General features: G+C 66.4%; 3 protein-coding genes. All 3 read right to left on the bottom strand.

All coding sequences use genetic code 11. The annotated features are described in order from the left end of the window. On the bottom strand, positions 1–6,928 hold a 6,928-nt coding region (locus tag BT115_RS13840), incomplete at its 3' end, for an SDR family NAD(P)-dependent oxidoreductase (protein WP_143144563.1). A gap of 86 nt (positions 6,929–7,014) precedes the next feature. Further along, a complete protein-coding gene (locus BT115_RS13835; protein WP_255369438.1) occupies positions 7,015–17,589 on the bottom strand; it encodes an SDR family NAD(P)-dependent oxidoreductase in 10,575 nt (3,524 codons plus the stop codon). Between the two features lie 115 nt (positions 17,590–17,704). Further along, entirely contained in the window at positions 17,705–18,028 is a 324-nt protein-coding gene (locus BT115_RS13830) for an acyl carrier protein (protein ID WP_083527459.1), read from the bottom strand. Positions 18,029–18,264: the final 236 nt, after the last annotated feature.

Below are 18,264 nucleotides of genomic sequence, written 5' to 3'. Positions count from 1 at the left end.
CGATCTCGATCGGATCGCCCAGACGGGTGCCCGTGCCGTGGGCTTCGACATAGCCGATCCGGCGCACGTCCACGCCCGCCTCGGTCAGGGCGCGCTCGATCGCGGCGGCCTGCGCCTGGGGGTTCGGTACGGTGTAGCCGTTCGTGCGGCCGCCATGGTTCAACGCACTGCCGCGGATCACGCCGTGGATCACGTCGCCGTCGCGCTCGGCGTCGGCGAGACGCTTCAACACCACCGCGCCCACGCCTTCGCCCGGAATGTACCCGTCGCCGCCTTCGCCGAAGCTCTGGCAATGGCCGTCGCTGGAGATGAACTGGCCCGCGGACAACATGAGGTACTTGTGCGGATGCACGGTCAGATTGACGCCACCGGCAATTGCCATCCGGGTCGCGCCCGAACGCAGGTCCTGACAGGCGAGATGGATCGCCGTCAGCGATGACGAGCACATCGTGTCGACGGTCATGCTCGGACCATGCAGGTCCAGCACGTAGGACACGCGATTCGCGATGCTCGCCACGTTGCCGGCAAAGCCCATGCGCAACGATTCCGGCTGCGCACGCACGCCGAACAACTGGTATTCGCTGTACATCACACCGACGTAGACGCCGACGCGCCCAGCTTCCTCATCGCCTCCGCGCAACGTCGCGCGCGTATAGCCGGCGTCTTCGACTGCCATCCACGCGTGTTGCAGGAACATGCGCTCCTGCGGATCGATGAAGCGCGCTTCACGCGGTGCGATCGAGAAGAACTGCGGATCGAATTCGTCCACGCCTTCGATGAAACCGCCCCAGCGGCTGTAGTGCCGGCCTGCCGTCGTGCGATCGTCACTGTAGTACTGCCGCCAGTCCCAACGATCCGCCGGCACCTCGACAATGCTGTCCACCCCGTCGCGCAGGTTCGTCCAGAACGTCGCCAGATCGGGCGCCCCCGGATAGCGACCGCTGATGCCGACGATGGCGATCGGCTCAGCGCCTCGCGCCTGACCGCGATGGGCAAGCGCGGGAAGCTTCGCCGTGGGCGCGGGCAGCGTACGCGCCGCCACCGATGCAACCGCACGCTGCGCAGGCTTTACCGCAAAGCGTGCCGTGAGCGAGTCCGCGTGCGACGTCATGAGATAGCCGGCAAGTTCGCTCAGGTTCCGATACTCGAACAGGAGCGTCTTGGGCAACGGGCCGGTGGTCTTCTCCAATGCACCGGTCAACGCCATCGCCAGGATCGAGTCCATGCCGAAGGTCTCGAACGCAGCACTGGCCTGCACGCGGTCCGCCGGTGTCTTCAGTACCCGTGCCAGCTCGCCGCGCAACCACGTCTCCACGGCGGCGCGAAGGTCGTCACCCGCCGACGCGGGCGCAGCGATCGTTTGTGCATCACGCGGCAACGTCGCCGGGGCGACCTTACGGGTCGCGTCCAGCGTGCGCTGCAAGGCATCGACGCGTCCCGACATGACGATGCCGTGCTCGATACCCGATAGCAGCAATGCACGCAGGGCGCGCAGACCGTCGTCCGTCCCAAGTGGCAGCATGCCGGTCGCCTTTTGCCACTCGCGCCGGGCGACATCGTCCATGCGCATGCCGCCGTCCTTCCACAGCGGCCATGCGATGGAGAGCGTCCGCCCGTGTCGCTCCCCCGCAGCCACGCGCATGTTGCGCAGCCGCGCGAAGCCATCCATGAATCCGTTCGCCGCCGCATAGTCGGCCTGACCGACCTGACCGAGCGCAGCCGTCGTCGACGAGAAGCAGACGAACGTGTCCAACGTGAGCCTGGCGGTTGCAGCGTCAAGCGACAGCGTACCGGCCACCTTCGGTGCCAGCACCGCGGCTATGTCATCGAGTGACTTGCCCCTGACGAACGCATCGCGGGTGGTTCCCGCAGCATGAAATACCCCGTGAAGTGCGCCATGCGAAGCGACGATGCTCGCTATGGCTGTAGCGACGTCCGTATCGTCGGCGAGATCCATCGACCGATAATCGATGCGTTCGCCAAAGCGCCGACGAAGTCGTTCGAAGCGCACGACACGTTCGCCCTCCAGAGCACCGCGCCCACCGAGGACAACACGTGCATGCGCGGCCCTGGACAGAATGTCTGTGGCGACCAACGACCCGATGCCCCCAAGCCCCCCGGTGACGAGATAGACGCCATGCTCTCGGTAAGGCACGCCATCGGGCACGCCCGGCATGAAGTTCCATGCCGGCGTTTCTCCCAGACCGTGCGCCTTCCAGCGCACCAGCTTCAGACCTGGCCGTGCCGCCATCGCGTCGGCCCACGCAGAGAACGCATCGCCATCGACCGAGGCCGGTGCGACCAGCACCTGCCCGTGCCAACGAGGTTCCTCGCGTGCGATCGTGCGGAACATCGCGGCAAGACCGTCACCCAGGGCGGAGCCTTCGTCGATACCGATCTGAAACAGGCAGGGTTCGGCGTCACGCGTCGCGAACGACGCCTGGATCTTGGCAAGACACGCGGTGACCACCGCCACGACATCCGTGGGCTCGACCGCAAGCCGCGTCGCCGAGGGCCAGGCGCGAGTCCCGAGAGTGAGACGCACTCGGCGCTGCCATGGCAGTGCGGGTGCCTCGTCAACGATGGCCTGCCACGTCGAGGCACCGATCTGCACGCGCGGTGTGGCAGGCGCGACGATGCGGCGCGTGCTGAAGCCGCGCCACGCGGCGACGACCGTGCCGTCATCCGCGCATAGATCGATGTCGATTCGATCGTCGCCTTCGCCCGCGCGACGTATCCAGGCGACACTCGGCAAGCGGAAGTCGTCGCAGCGTATCCAGGCATGCTCGACCGAAAATGGCAGCCGAGGCTCGGCGTCCGATCCGCCTTGAAGACCAAGACAGGCCTGCAAGGCGGCATCCGCCAGCGACGGATGCAAGCGATACGCGCCAGCCGTTGCGAGCAACGATGGCGGCAACACCAGTTCAGCAAGTACTTCGTCGCGCCCCTGGCGCAACCGAGCCAACGCGCGGTGCGCCGGGCCGTAGATCAGACCCAGCTCTTCCAGCCGTGCATAGAGCGAGCCTGCGTCCAACGCGTCGTCAAGGCGCGCTCGCAGCGCGGCAAGATCGACCGCCTCCGGCGTGTCGTCGGACGCCCATGCAAGGTGGCCCACACCGTGCGGTACGCGTGCCTCGTCGCCACTCGCGATATCGCAACGCACGCTACCCGCGTCGTCGACGCTGAGGACAACGTGCACCTGCGCCGGGCTGCGCACGATGAGCGGCGCCATCCAGGCCACATGGGTCAAGGCGATGCCGCTGCCGCGCTCTGCCGGAGGCGTGGCGCGTTCGAAGGCGGCGCACATCATTTCGACGTACGCAACAGCCGGCAGCACCGGATCGACGCGATCGCCGATCCGGACACGATGATCGGCAAGGAACGGTTCGCTTCCGCGGAACGACGACGTATACGCCGCGCCCGAGAGACCGGAAACGTTGACGTGCAACATCGGGTGGAGGCCCGCGGCGGATACCAAGCCGTCGGAAGCGGCATCGATCCAGTGACGGTCGCGCGCGAACGGATACGACGGAAGCCCGGCGATCCGATGCCGTGACGCATGCAGCGGCGACCAGTCCACCGGTACACCCCGCGTCCACAGCGTCGCCAGTTGGGTGAGATCGCCCTCGCGAGCGGCATGGGCAATCAACGCCTGCGCAGCAGGCGTGCGCCACATGTCCAGGCCGTCGATTGCGCCGGAGGTGTCACCCGACCAAAGATCATCGACCTGCACCGCGCCAGCAAGCCATGCGCGCAGGCGCTCCACCAGTTGCTCGCGGCGCTCGACACGCAACGCGATACGGTGCGGCAACGCGGTGCGACCGCATTGCCACGTACGGATCGCTGCTGCAAACGGCGCGTGGCGTCCGTCACCCTCCAGCCAGTCCACCGCACGTGCCACCGCAACTCGCAGGCGCTCCGGATCATGAGCGGACAGCACGAACAGGTGCGGCCCCTCGGAAGGTTCGGCCGCCATCGTGTCCGGATGCGCAGCAATGACCGCGTGCGCATTCGCGCCGCCCGATCCGAAACTGCTCACGCCAGCGATACGTGGCCCGTCGGGCCAGGGTGCGGCAGGCGACTGCACCCGCAGCCCGTCCGTCAGCTGGATCTTCGGATTGAGATGATTGAAATGCAGCGTCGCAGGCACATGATCGTGGCGCAGGGCAAGCACGACCTTGAGCACCCCGGCCAAGCCGGCGGCGGATTCCAAGTGGCCGAGCTGGCTCTTCAACGAGCCGATGCCGCAGGGCGCGGTACTTCCAGCCAGCCCGGCAGCGGCACGCGCACCGCGGATCGCCTCGACTTCGATCGGATCGCCCAGCGATGTCCCCGTACCGTGGGCTTCGAGGTAGCCGATGGCCGACGCGTCGATGTCGGCATCCCGCCAAGCCGCAAGCAGAAGATCGCGCTGCTTGCGCGGATTGGGTACGGTAAGCCCGCTGGCGAGACCACCGTGGTTGATGGCCGTACCACGCACCACGCCCTGCACCGGGTCGCCATCGGCCAATGCATCGGCCAGTGGCTTCAGGTACATCGCCACGGCTCCCTCGGCGCGCACGTAGCCGTCCGCCCGTGCATCGAACACCTTGCACAGCCCGTCCGGCGAGAGCATGCCGGCCTTGTGATAGGCCACGGACAGATCGGGGTGGCAGATCACGTTCACGCCCGCCACGAGCGCGCTGGAGCATTCGCCACGGCGCAGCGATTGCACCGCAGTGTGCAGCGCCACGAGCGATGACGAGCACGCCGTATCGAGCAGCAGGCTCGGCCCGCCGAGATCGAAGAAGTACGACACGCGATTGGCGATGACAGCGAGCGAACTGGCGACGCCCAGATGCGCCTCGGCGTCCTCGCCCTGTTCCTGCAACAGGCGGCTGTAGTCGGCGTTGCTCGCACCCACGAACACACCGACGTCCCTGCCGGCGAGCGATGCCGGTACGACGCCTGCATCCTCGAGGCTTTGCCATGCCAGTTCCAGCACGAGCCGCTGCTGCGGGTCCATGAGGCGCGCCTCGGCCGGCGAGATGCGGAAAAACGCTGCATCGAACGCTTCGATATCCGTGACGAAGCCGCCCCGGTCTATGCCCGGATACCGGGACGGCGACGCCCAGCGTCCACGCGACGCCGGATAGCTGCCGATCAGGTTCGTTCCCTCGTCCAACGCCTTCCACAAGGCGTCGGGCGACGCGACGCCTCCGGGTAGCCGACAGGCCACGCCGACGATGGCGATATCGCCGGCACGCACATCCAGTGGAGCCGCCTTGCGCGTCGGCGCGGTGACCTTCGGCGCGGGCGCGACGTCGCGGATGCCGAGTGCCGCGGCGATGCGCGCGACGGTGTTGTGTTCGAAGAAGAAGGCACCGGGCAAGGCGCAGCCCAGAGCGCCTTCCAGGTCGCGCTGCAGGGCCAGGAGGCCTGCGGAATCCACCCCCATTTCCATGAGCGGCCGTTCCGCGGCGTAAGCCGCGCTGTCGTTTCCGAGCAAGGCTTTCACGCGTTGCCCCACCCAACGCGCAAGATCGCGCCCCGATGCACCCGCATGCGGCGCGCTGCCCGAGGGACGCGCGGCGCGGATGCGTGCAAGGCGATCGACGAGATCGTAGGCGACCAATACGCCGTTGGTCCGATTGACTGCATCGTCGGGGCGATACCCCGGTATTGCGCGCACGATGGACGCGCCGTGTGCCTGATGAAAAGCGAGCACCGGGTCCTGCCCCGTGCCATCGCGGTGGACATACGTATCGAAGTCATCTTGGCTTGCGCCGTCGAAGCGCTTGCACAAGGTGACGCCGACCACGCCCTCCACGCCTTCGGTGACCGTCGCCAGGCGAAGCAGGAATTCGAGCAGGCGATCGCCGAGCCGCTGGTCCTGCCACCGTGGATCGATGTTGATCGCAAGCAGCTGCACCAGGCCACCATCGGCCCGGTGCAAGGTATGTACGTCGTGCGCAGTGACCGTGGTGAGTGCGTCCGTCGTGACGATGCGTTGGCTGTACACGCATCCCGCGACGGCACCATCGATCTCGATGACGAACTGGCCTGCAGGATAAGTATCGATGCGACGACGCAGCACCGTCTCGTCGCTGCGCGTGTGATCCCAGCAGAGGTGTTCCAGCTCGAGAAGACGGGGCAAATCCGCCAGCGTCGCGCGGCGCACACGTGAGGCATGCCGCGCCCAGCGATAGGCACCGAAGAGCGGCGCTCCCTCGGCGTACGGCAACCGGTCGCCTTCGTCGTAGTACCCGCGCGCACCCGCCGATTCCAGCACCTCGGCTGCGGTGGATGGCTGCCGTCCCGCCGCAGCATCGAGCATCGCCACCAGCGCACCCAGTGGTGTCGCCGGTGCCGCGTGTGCATGCGCAGCAGCCGGAGCGTCCGTCTCCACGGCTTCCGCCGCTTCCGGTGGCACCATCCCCGTCGCTGCCAAGCGCAGCGCGTAGGCATCGAGGCTCGCCGCTGCCTTTGCGACATCGCCCGTAGCGCAGGCGAGCAGGCCCCCTCGGCAGGCCACCGCTGCGGTCATCCTCGACGAGAAGATCAGCGACGACGCGTCGGCGACGTCCCAACCCGCCACCGCCATGACGTGGCGAAGCGCATTCGCGACGTCCGGCGGCAAGGCGGCGAGTGACGGCTCAACCGTGCTCGCGCCCGTCTCGTGCAACGTTGCCGCCGCCAGCACGGCGAGGGCATGGGTGCATGGAGCATCCGACGACGTGATCGCATGCCAGCGCGCCACGAGATCGGCACGCGTTGTCGCGTCCGCACCGTAAAACGATGTTACCGGGGCCGTCCCGTCGTCGATCCACGCGCCCAGGCCCAGGCCGTCGAGGACGGGGCGGGCGCCATCCGGCGCTCGTCCGGCCTGCAGGGCATCCCGGAGCGGCGCCGCGAGAAACGCGACGATACAGCGTGCTGGATCCAACATCCTTTTCCCCCAACCAGGACACGTTTCGTGCCCATGCAAAAACGCCACCCCTACCCACTACTCGCCCGGTCGTACGCCGAGCTCCATCAGAACGTCATGCGCTCGTAGCCTTCCTCTTCATCCCCCTCACGCCACAGCACCGCGTCGAGCAAGGCCATCGCATCCGGCTCACCCTCCGTCACCGGCTCGGCATCGTCGATGTCGAACACGATTTCCACCTCATCGTCGTCGGCATGCTGCGTGACGCCCGTTGCGGCGGGCACCGGCGCCACCAGGCCGGCGACGTGCCGCGCCAGCGCATCCAGCGACGGATGCTCGAACAGCGTGGATGGCGCCAGTTCGATACCGAGCGAACGGTTCACTCCGCGGAACAGGTTCGCGATACCGATCGAGTCCAGGCCGTAGTCGCTCAGCGGCGCCTGCGGGTCCATGTCCCCGGCCGGCACCAGCAGGGTGTCCACCACAACGGCGAGGATGCGTTCGCGCACCGCTGCGACATGCGCCTCGTCCAAGGCACCCACCATCGCTGGCGCCGCGACGCGTGCCTTGCCCTCGAGCGTGGTGCGCAGCGCGTCGGGCCTGCCGAACATCACCAGCGGCTGGGCGTACTGGCTCGCGAGGCAGTGATGGAAGGCATGGATGCCGATGGAGGTCGGCAGCGGCTCCATGCCCGTATGCGCGCGGACGGCCGCTTGGACGTCCTGCGCCACATGCATGCCGCCGTCCGCCCACAGCGGCCACCCGATCGAGGACCAGCCGGTGGCGCCCTCCGCGTAGCGACGCGCCGCATAGGCGTCCATGAAGCCGTTTGCCGCGGCGTAGTCGAACTGTCCCGGGTTGCCCAAGGTGCCTACCACCGAGGAAAACAGCACGAAGAAATCCATACCCAGATGCCGTGTGGCGTGATCGAGATGGACCGTGCCACGCCACTTGGGCGCGAGCACCGCGTGGATCGACGCGCGGCTCTTGCTTTCCGCGCGCCCGTCATCTGTCATGCCGGCGGCGTGAATGACGCCATCGAGCCGCCCTTCCGCCTGCACGATCGCGTCGATGGCCTTGCGCACCGAGGCCGCGTCGTCGAGATCGAGCGCCGCGAACCTTACCCGATCGCCGCCTTCGCGCTTGAGCGCATCGATGCGCGTACGACGCTCACCTTCCGGCATCGCGCGTCCGCTGAGCACGACCTTGGCGTGCCGGGTTCGCGTGAGAATGTCGCGCGCAAACAGGGTACCCAGACCGCCAAGTCCTCCGGTGATGAGGAACACTCCGTGTTCGCGATACGCGCACGGCGCGGGGGAAGCGTCCACTTCGACAGCGCTGCGCTGCCATGCCATCCATGTCCCATCGGCCGATACCTTGAGCACCGGCTTCGGCGGATCGCAGGCGGCTTGATCGAGCCACGCGGCCACGCTGGCATCGTCCGATCCGGCAGGGACGACGACCCATTGGGTGTCGAGCCCCGGACGTTCGTGGCTTACGGTGCGCAACATGCCTTCCAGGCCGATGGCGAGATCGGCTGCATCGCCCGCGACGACGCATTGCAACAGTGCAGGCGCACGCAGTGCGGACAGCCGCTCGAAACAGGCGAGCACCCAGGCACCGAACGCGTCTTCCGCCGTGCTGACCAGGGGTAACGCATGGATGTCCGCCGTCGGCATCGCTGCCGCGAGCCCGGCCGTGTCGAGGCCGAGCACCCATACATGACGAGGGCGCTCGCGTGCCGTGCCCGCGAGTTGGACGGGCACCCACGCCGGTACGGCAAGCAGCGTGACCGATGTGTCGAGCGATACGTCGGCAGACTTCGCCGCGAGCGGAACATCGGCCGCGCCGGCCGCCTTCGCCGCGGACGCATCCCTTCGGAAGCCCTCCACGCCAGGTAGCCAGCAACGCTCGCGAGCGAACGGGTACGGCGGTAGCGCGAGGCGACGCGGTGTGGGTCCGTCCCAGCGCGCGGGCCAATCGATCCGCGCGCCGGCCACCCAGGCGGCGGCGAGGGACGATGCGTCCACGGTGGACGGCAGCTCCGCCACGTCCACTTCACCCTTGACCGTACCGGCCCACGCGGCCCGGCTCGGCGCTCCCGCCAGTACGCCACGCCACGCATCCAGCAGCGACGCCCTGTCGGTCGCCACCACGGCGACACGCGCCTGCATAGGGTCGCGACCCACCTGCAACGTCCAGGCAAGGCGTCCGAGATCGATATCCGGATCGCGCGCAACGTGATCCAGCATCCGCGTCACGTACTCCCTGAGCCTGACTTCGTCGCGTGCCGAGAGCGGGTAGACGCGCTCGCGTGGCGGCGACACCGGCATCGGTGCAGGCACGTATTCCTCGATCACTACGTGCGCATTGGCACCACCGAAACCGAACGAACTGATGCCGGCCACGCGCGGGCGATCGACTCCTGCACGGCACGGCGCCGACCAGTCCCGCGTGCCGCTGGCGATGTAGAACGGTGACGCCTTGAGATCGATATACGGGTTCACTTCCTCGAAATGCACGTTGGCCGGGATGCGCCGCGCGCGCAGTGCGAGCACCGCTCGCAGGATGCCTGCGATGCCCGCGGCGGTTTCAAGATGACCGATATTGGTCTTGGCCGAGCTGAGGCCGCAGTACGCCTCCGTCGGCGTCGTGCCCTGTCGCGCGTGAAGTTCGGCGAACGCCTTTTTCAGGGCCTGGATCTCGATGGGGTCGCCCAGGCTCGTACCGGTACCGTGGCATTCGATGTAGCCCACGTCGGAGATCGGCACCTCGGCCTTGGTATAGGCATCGACAAGAAGCTCGGCCTGGGCGTTCGAGTTGGGGGCGGTGAGCGTGGTCACACGGCCCCCGTGGTTTTCGGCGGTCGCCCGGATCACCGCGTAGATGTGATCGCCATCCCGTTCGGCGCGATCCAACGGCTTGATGAAGATGGCGCCGGAACCTTCGCCCCGCACGTAACCGTCGGCACGCTTGTCGAACGTCTTGCAGCGACCGTCGTTGCTCAGCATCCCGGCCATGCCGAAGGAAATGTACGCGCCGGGGCTCAGCATGACCTGCACGCCACCGACCAGCGCCATGTCGCAGCTACCGGTGTGGATCGACTCGATGGCACGATGCAATGCCACCAGCGAACTGGAACACGCCGTGTCGATCGGCGCGCTTGGCCCACGCAGATTCAGCAGGAACGAAATGCGGTTGGCGAGCACCGAATGCGAGTTGCCGGACGCGGAATAACCGTCCAGATCGATATCGTGCCGGTTCATCACGTCGACGTAGTCATTGGTCGCCACGCCGACGAACAGGCCGGTGCGCGTGCCCGAAAGGTCGGAGACCTTATGGCCCGAGTCCTCGACCGCCTTCCAGACCGTTTCCAGGAAAATCCTCTGCTGCGGATCCATCATCTGCGCTTCCCGGCGCGAGATGCCGAAGAACAGCGGGTCAAACTTGTCGACCTCGTTCATGAAGCCGCCCCACTTGGAGTTGGAGCGATTGGCTTCCTTGAACGGATCGCCGAAGTAGTCTTCCCAATTCCAGCGGTCGCGCGGAATCACACTGATGAGATCGTCGCCCGCGTCCAGATGCTGCCAGAACGCGTCCAGGTCGTCGGAGCCGGGCATGACACCGGCCATGCCCACGATGGCGATCGGCATGTCGCGGAACCGGTTGCCGCTGGACCGGGGAGCCATGGCCGGTGCCTCGCCGGCCACGACCGTGGATGCCTTGCGGCCGAATACCGGTTCGCCGCTGCCGATCGCTGGCGTCAACGTCGCTGGCGTCGCGGCGCTCGACGACGTTTCCGTCGATGACGCGGCATGCACGGCAGCGACCTGTGTCGCGCAGTCGCTGCACAGATAGCCGGCTACGTCGGCGATACACGGGTAATCGAAGAACAGTACCGGCGTCACCTCGACGCCATAGGCCTGATTGATCGCGTTGGCATAGGTCGTGAGCCCGATCGAGTCGAAGCCGAGATCGAGAAGCACACTGTCGGTCGCGATGTCTTCTGCGTCGAGCTTCAGCATGTCCATCGCGATCTGGCGCAGTCTGCCGCGCACCGCCACCGCGAGGTCGTTGCCGATCGTGGCGGCTGCCGTCGCGGATGCCACCGGCTGCGACGCACGTGGCTTCTCCTTCCGGATGCCCCAGGCGCGCTCGATGCGATCGCGCATGCCTTCCACGATCGCGACCTGAGAATGGCCCGCCGAGAGCACGGATTCGAAGCACGCCAGCGCGCGGTCCGTCGGCAAGGGGGCAACGCCCAGGCTGTCGAGAAACATGCGTTGCGTCGCAGCGTCCAGACGCATGCCGCCGTCTGCCCAGAGGGACCAGTTCACCGACAGGGTATGCCCCTGGCGTTCCCCAGCGCCGCGCGCTACCTCGCGCGCGGCTGCAAAGTCGTCCATGTAGTGGTTCGCATAGGCGTAGGCCGTCTGTCCGGCATTGCCACCCAGCGCTGCCATGGACGAGCAAAGCACGAAACAGGCAAGGGGGTCGTCCTGCGTGGCTTCGTCCAGAAACCGTGTGCCATCGACCTTCGGTGCGAGCACCGCGTCGAAGTCTTCGCGTGTGGCCTGTCGGAGATAGCCGTCACGCAACACGCCAGCAGAGTGAATGATGCCGTGCAGCGCCCCGAAACGAGCGCGTGCCTCGGCGACGCAGCGTGCCACGTCATCGCGACACGATACGTCGCCACGGACGTAAATAGCATCGGCGCCTGCGTCGCGCCATGCGGCAAAACGTGCGGTCAGCTCCGCGGATGGCTCGGATCGCCCCATCAGCACGATCCGCGCGTCCAGCGTGGACGCCAGCCAATCGGCGAAGATCATGCCCAGGCCGCCTGCGCCGCCCGTGATGAACCAGGTGCCGCCGCGCACGAGCGCCGCACCCTGCTCCGTCGGCGCGGTCACCTCGTCCCGACGCGCCAGCTTCGGCGTCTGGCGCGATCCACCGACGTGGCGGATCCAGGCACTGTCGCTCCATAGGCTCTCGGCCATCAGCACGCGAGCCAGACCCATCGCATCCGCGGCGTCGCCATCCCACTCCACGACCGATCCATCGATCCGCGGATTTTCCAGACGCAGAGAGCGGAGCAGGCCGACGAGCGCCTGCTGGCGCGGACGCCCCGCACCGACTGCCGCGATGCCGTGCAGCACACGCACGGGGCGTTCGAGACGCCGACGTGCCAGCGACTGATAGAGCCCGAATACGCGATCGATGAGGCCTTCGTCGTCCTGCGCGCCGGTCGTGATCGCGAGAGCGGGAATGCCCGTCACCTCCATGACCCGATCCATGTCGTCGGCATTGCCCGGACGTACCTGGAAGAGGCGATCGCCGGTCTGCGCGAAGCGCTCGCCGAGACTCACCCGCGCCACCATCCCGGAATGCAGGCGAGCAAGGGCCTCGCTCGTCTCGGCGGCATCGTCCAGCACGAGAATCGCGCCGTCCGGGGTAGCCGTCGCGACTGCCGGGCTTTCGTCCCAGGTGGGCAGGTAGACGTGCGTCGAGACGTCGTCGCTCGCCGCCGAAGGTTTGTGCACCTCACCGATGGGAACGCCGGTGGCTTCGCGGATGCGCACCAGGACATGGCCATCCGGATCGAGAATCGTCACATTCTTGCGCGACACGGCCGAGGTGGCCGCGCGTTCGTCACGCACTTCGGTGACCCAAGTCCAGCAGGTCTCGCCGGGCGCGCCGAGAATTTCGACCTCGCCGATCGAGAATGGCACGAGCATGCGTGCGTCGCCGGCCACGAGTTCGGCGGCCACGCCTGCCTGCAGCGCGCCATCGATGAGCGACGGATGCAGCAGCAGCGACGCCAGATCGCCGCGGCGCGACGCCGGAAGGCGCAGCAATCCGAGTGCTTCGCCGTCGCCCTTGTAGACCTCGCGCAGCGACTGGAACGAAGGACCGAGATCGAGGCCGAGGTCACGGAAGCGCGGATAGACGGCGTCGCTCTCGGCGACCTTGCGGCAGCGCGCACGAATGGCGTCCAGATCGACGGACGAAGCCTCATCGCCTGCCGACGCGGCGTAGCCGAGCTTGCCCTGCGAATGCAGAATGCGGTTGCCGCCCGTGCCTTCGCTGTAGACCTCGAAGGCGACGCCGTCGGCACCCGGCGACAATTCTACGCGCGCCTCGTGCACGTTTCCGCGCACCGCGATGGGGCTCACCCAGAGAATGTTCCTGAGGCGGCGAACAGGCATCCCCGCGGCCAGCTCGCCCGCCTTGCGCGCCAGCTCCAGGTAGGCGACACCGGGGAGCGTGGGCACATCCATGACCTTGTGGTCGTAGATGAAGAAGTCGCGATCGTGAAACGATTTCCTGAAAACCTGTCGATCGAAGGTCGATTCATTCCCGTCGATCAGCGGATGCAAGGCAGGCAGCCCGCCCGCAGTGCCATGCGCGTGCGGTTCGTCCGGCACCCAATGCCGCTTGTCCGCGAAGGGATAGGTGGGCAGCGAGACACGCCGCCCTTTCGCCGCGATCGCTGCGTGCTGCCAGTCGGCAAGCAAGCCATCGGCCCACAGCCGCGCGAGCTTGTTCGCATCGGCGCCGGAAGCCAGCATCGCCGACATGGCCTGCCGCTCACTGCGCGACAGCAGCCGCAGTACGGGATCGGCGGTCTTTCCGCTGCCTGCCGCCACCGCAGCGTGTTTGCGCCCGGCCAGGAACATGCCAAGTCGCGTGGACAGCTCGGTCGCACTCGATGCGGCGATCGCCAGTCGCTGTTCGAACGGCTTGCGCCCGACCTGCAGGGTAAAGGCGATGTCCACCAGCGCCGTCTTGCCGGCGTCCGCGTCGAGAAAACCCTGCAGGCGCGCCGCCATGTCCGACAGCTGTGCCTCGGTGCGCGCCGAGAGCGGGAAGACGAGCGCCGATGGCATGCCCTCTTCCTGTGCCGAGGAAGCCGGCTCGTAGCGTTCGATGATCACGTGCGCATTCGCGCCACCGGCACCGAACGAACTGATACCGGCACGCAGGGGTGCACCCGGCACCATCGGCTCCCATGACTCGGCCCGCTGTTGGATACGGAAGGGTGACCCACGGAAATCGATGTGCTCGTTGAGCACGCTCGAATGCAGGGACGGCACCAACTCGCGATGACGCATCTGCAGCAACACCTTGGTCACACCGGCCACACCAGCGGCGGCTTCGAGATGACCGATGTTCGACTTCAGTGAGCCGACCGAGCAACTGGCCTCGCGCATGCCGGCATCGCGAAAGGCCGTGTTCAGCGCAGACATCTCCAGCGGGTCGCCCAACTCGGTACCTGTACCGTGGGCCTCGATGTATCCGATCGTGCCCGGCGCCACGCCTGCACGCTCCATGGCCGCCTGCACCAGCTGCGCTTGCGCCTTCGGATTGGGCACGATGAAACCGCTCGTGCGTCCGCCGTGGTTGACGGCGATGCCACGAATGACGCCATGCACCTGATCGCCGTCGGCGAGAGCCTGCGCAAGCGGCTTGACGTAAAGGGCGCCCACGCCCTCGCCAGCGACGTAACCGTTGGCTCCCTGACCGAAGCTCCGGCAGACGCCGTCCGGCGACAACGCGCCGCCCGACCAATTGATGTCCCACTTCGAGCGATGCAGGTCGAGGTTCACGCCACCGACCAGTGCCGAGGTGCATTCGCCATGGCGAATGGCCTCACACGCAAGATACAGCGCCGTCAGGCTGGATGAGCAGGCCGTGTCCACCGTGAGGCTCGGCCCGGAAAAATTCATCGCGTACGAAACGCGATTGGCAATGCTCCAGAGGAAAGAATTCGGAGCGGCCGAGTGACCGACATGGCGCTCCTCGACGCCGACGCTCTGGTACATCGCCCACACCGCACCGACGAACACGCCCACGCGGTTACCTTCGGGGGAACGAGCGATCGCCTCGGGGTAGTATCCGGCGTCTTCCAACGCTTCCCATGCCACCTCCACGAAAAGGCGCTCCTGGGGGTCCAGGCGCTCCGCGTCCTTCGGAGGAATGTTGAAGAACAGCGAATCGAACCGATCCACCTCGTCGATGAATCCGCCACGGTAGCGGGCGGCCTCGCCATAACGGAGGCGACGCTCCCAGCGGTCTTCGGGAAGCAGCGTGATGCCGTCCACACCTGCACGCAGATTCGCCCAGAGCTGGCCCACGTGTTTCGCGCCGGGATAGCGCCCGGCCATGCCAACGATGGCAATGTCATCCGGTCGCGGACCATCCTCGTCGCGACGTTCATCGGACGCCGCCGCATCCGCAACGTGTTCCGAACGTCCCTGCACTGCGGTCACGGTGTCCTGTCCCTCGTGGAGAGCGGCGAGTTCGACGCGGCGGAAGCCCTCTGCCGCATAACGAACCATGGCGTCGCCAAAACCCTGCTTGCCGTCGATCACGCGCAGCACGGGCACGTTGACTACGCGGGCGAACGCGGCGCGTGCGGCGGCGAGAAAGCGCTCGGCCGTCTCGGCCGACCAGCCAAGCGGCACGGCAAGACGTACCAGGGAACGAACACCTTCGCCTCGCTGCATGCCGGTACTGTGGCGACCGGCGCGTATACCGCTGGCGAGGTAGAGCCACGCGCAGAACGCCGCTGCAGGATCGTCCGCACCACGAAACGCCTCGCACTGGCCCGCGTCGATCACCACGCAATGACCGCCCGCGGGGTCTGCCACGGGCACGCCGAACTCGGCGCAGAGCGCGGCCAAGGCACGTACCGTCGCCATGCGTTCGTCGACGCGCGCAACGAGCTCGCCGCGCTCGCGAAGCGCGAGTGCCACCAGCTTCCGATCCATCGCGTGAAGCGCGGTGCCCTGGCGTTGCGCCTCGTCACGTACGGCGCGTGCCTGTGCCTGATCGCGCAGACACACGAGGCCGCCGCGATCCACGCAGAAATCCTTGGCAAGACTTACGATGGCTGCGTCGGCACATTCCATCCATGCCCTGGCGTCGCCCCAGACGTCGGCGTCTTCGCGTCCATCCTGGCGCTGCGCGAGGCGCACGTTTTCCAAGATGCGCGTTGCATCGATGACCAGTGGAATGCCATGAGGGCGCACGAGGTCGCGCACGGCACGCAGGTGATCGAGCGAGACGGACACGCCGCCAGCGGCATTGTTCGCGAGTTCGACGAACACCATGGCGATGTCCTGCGACGTCGAGGCCAGCATGCCTGGCAAACGTTCGAGATCGATATCGCCTCGCCCGTTCGCCACGCACTGGAAACCCGCAAAACCGGTGACCGGCAACTCCTTCGGGGTGAACCCCGCGGCGATCTGATGCGCGAGATTCGTGGGGAACACGATGTTCTGCAACACTCGTCCGCGCCGCTGGAACGCTCGATAGAACGCTTCCTCGGCGCTGCGCCCGGATTCGGTCAGCACGAACGCATCGTAGGGAAAGACCTTGCGCAACACGCCGTCCACGTCGACGGGTTGTTGCAACGCTTCGTGCAGTGCCGCCATCCGCGACGCCTTCGTGTCGCTCGGCACCTGTGCCCACGAATCGGACTTCACGTCGAACGGCACGTCGGCGGCCGCTATGCCGAGCGGATTGAAGCCCGCCTCCGAGAGCGCGCGCAACCGCGGCGAATCCGGCATGTCATGCGCTGGGAGGATCGCCTCCGCCGTCTCGCCGACATCCGTTGCGTCAGTGCTGTCAAAAGGCTCGAGCGGCGTGTGGTCGTCGGCAACCGTCGGCGAGCGAGAGGGGTCGGCAATCATCATGATGATGTCGATGACGCTGTCTGCCCGTCCCGCATCCATCGGCCGGCACAGGTAGATGGTTCTATTGAGCGGGCGGAACTTGTTCTTGAACTGGAAATTGCCCTGGTCGTTGAAGATGCCCTGCTTGTGCAGATCGTCGAGGAGCGCATCGACCGCGGGATCCGCCGTCGGCGAGGTCTCGATGCGGCAACCGTAGGTGCCGCCCATGCTGAAGACCTTGCGGCCTTCGTCGGCAAGCACCTTGATGATGTGAACGATGGCGAATTCGAGGCCGCCCCGCGGCATATCGTCGCCGTAGAACTCGAGGTCCATCAGATAGCCATTGTCGCGATCGGACAGCGGCGAGATCAGCACCACGTTCTGCAGTGCCCCGTCGAGGCGGGTCAGGAAGAGACGGTGGCGTGGGTGAAGCGTGCCGGCAAGGATTTCTTCACGTGCCGTGTGTACGAGAGGATTGATCTTCGTTTTCTTGCTACACCATGCGTCGATCACTCGTGCGATGTCGGCGGCAACGGCGGGATCCGTGCCGCAGACATATTCCTCGACCGTACATCGCCCGGCCTTTTGAAAGCCGGTGACCTGGTAGCGAAGCCGGTGCATCGCACCGCCCGCAAGCGTGAAGGCATCGATGTCTTCCAATCGCTGCACGACACCGAAGGGCGTGGCGCTGAAGACGCGTTCGCCGATCGCATCGATGGGCCGGGGCGACAGGAAGTTGAGCTGGTAACCCTTGGCATCGCAATGCGCGAGCAGTTCGCGCGCCGCCGTCTCGAACGATGCGTCCGGCCCGATGAATGCGTACACAAGCAGTACGCGCCCGCGGCGCGCGTACCGGAAGTAACCGGAACGTGCGGCATCGATAAACAGGTTGGGAGCGATGTGCGCAATACCGCGCGACGCCGCTCCTTCGTTGCGGTAGGTCTCGAACAAGGCAGTAGCCCAGGCGGACCACTGGGGATCGTTGTCGAGGTCGCACGCGCGCACCAGCAAGGGAGCTTTCGTCTCCTTGTCTTGCGTTGAAGTGGTGGCGGAACGTGAAACCCCGGATGCGGCGCGAATCTCGCTCACAGCTCGGTCCTTACGTTGTTCATGCGCCAGGTCAGACTGCTGGCGACACCCGTCCGTCGAATGCCACAGCCGCCGCCGTTTCCGGATGGCTGCCCACCAGGTAGGCGGCAAGCTCCTGGATATTCGTGTGCTCGAACATCAAGGTCTTAGGCAACGTGCCAAAGTCCCGCTCAAGGCGGATAAGGATCTTCAGCACGAGGAAGGAATCGATGCCGAAGTCGCGGAATGGCGTATCCGCATCGAACGGATGATCGGCGGGATCCAGCGGCGGATCGGCCTCTTCAAACGCCTCGAGTACGACGGACTCGAGGTATGCCTCGGTCGAGGCCTGCAACTGTTGGTTGTCCACTATCATCCTGATCCCCTGTGTAGCGCTCGAACGTACAGTTCCGCCCGTACTGACGTGACGTCAGCCGACGAAAAACGAAAAGTCGCTTGAATCCCCAGTCCAACGATGTACCACGAGGCCAAGAATTGCGTCAATATGCAACTCAGCATTGCCTTGTGAAGACAAAGGAAATAGTAAGCATATGCACGCCTCATGACAGATCCCGTAGGAATTTGTCTGATTGCGCGCAACCCAAACGCGCA

Origin of the sequence: Luteibacter sp. UNCMF366Tsu5.1, assembly GCF_900119235.1 — a bacterium.
GTDB lineage: Bacteria > Pseudomonadota > Gammaproteobacteria > Xanthomonadales > Rhodanobacteraceae > Luteibacter > Luteibacter flocculans.
This window is presented reverse-complemented; position numbering and strand designations above follow the sequence as displayed.

Excerpts from the sequence above, each read along its gene's own strand:
- BT115_RS13830 (WP_083527459.1), bottom strand. The coding sequence starts at position 18,028 with ATGATAGTGGACAACCAACAGTTGCAGGCCTCGACCGAGGCATACCTC.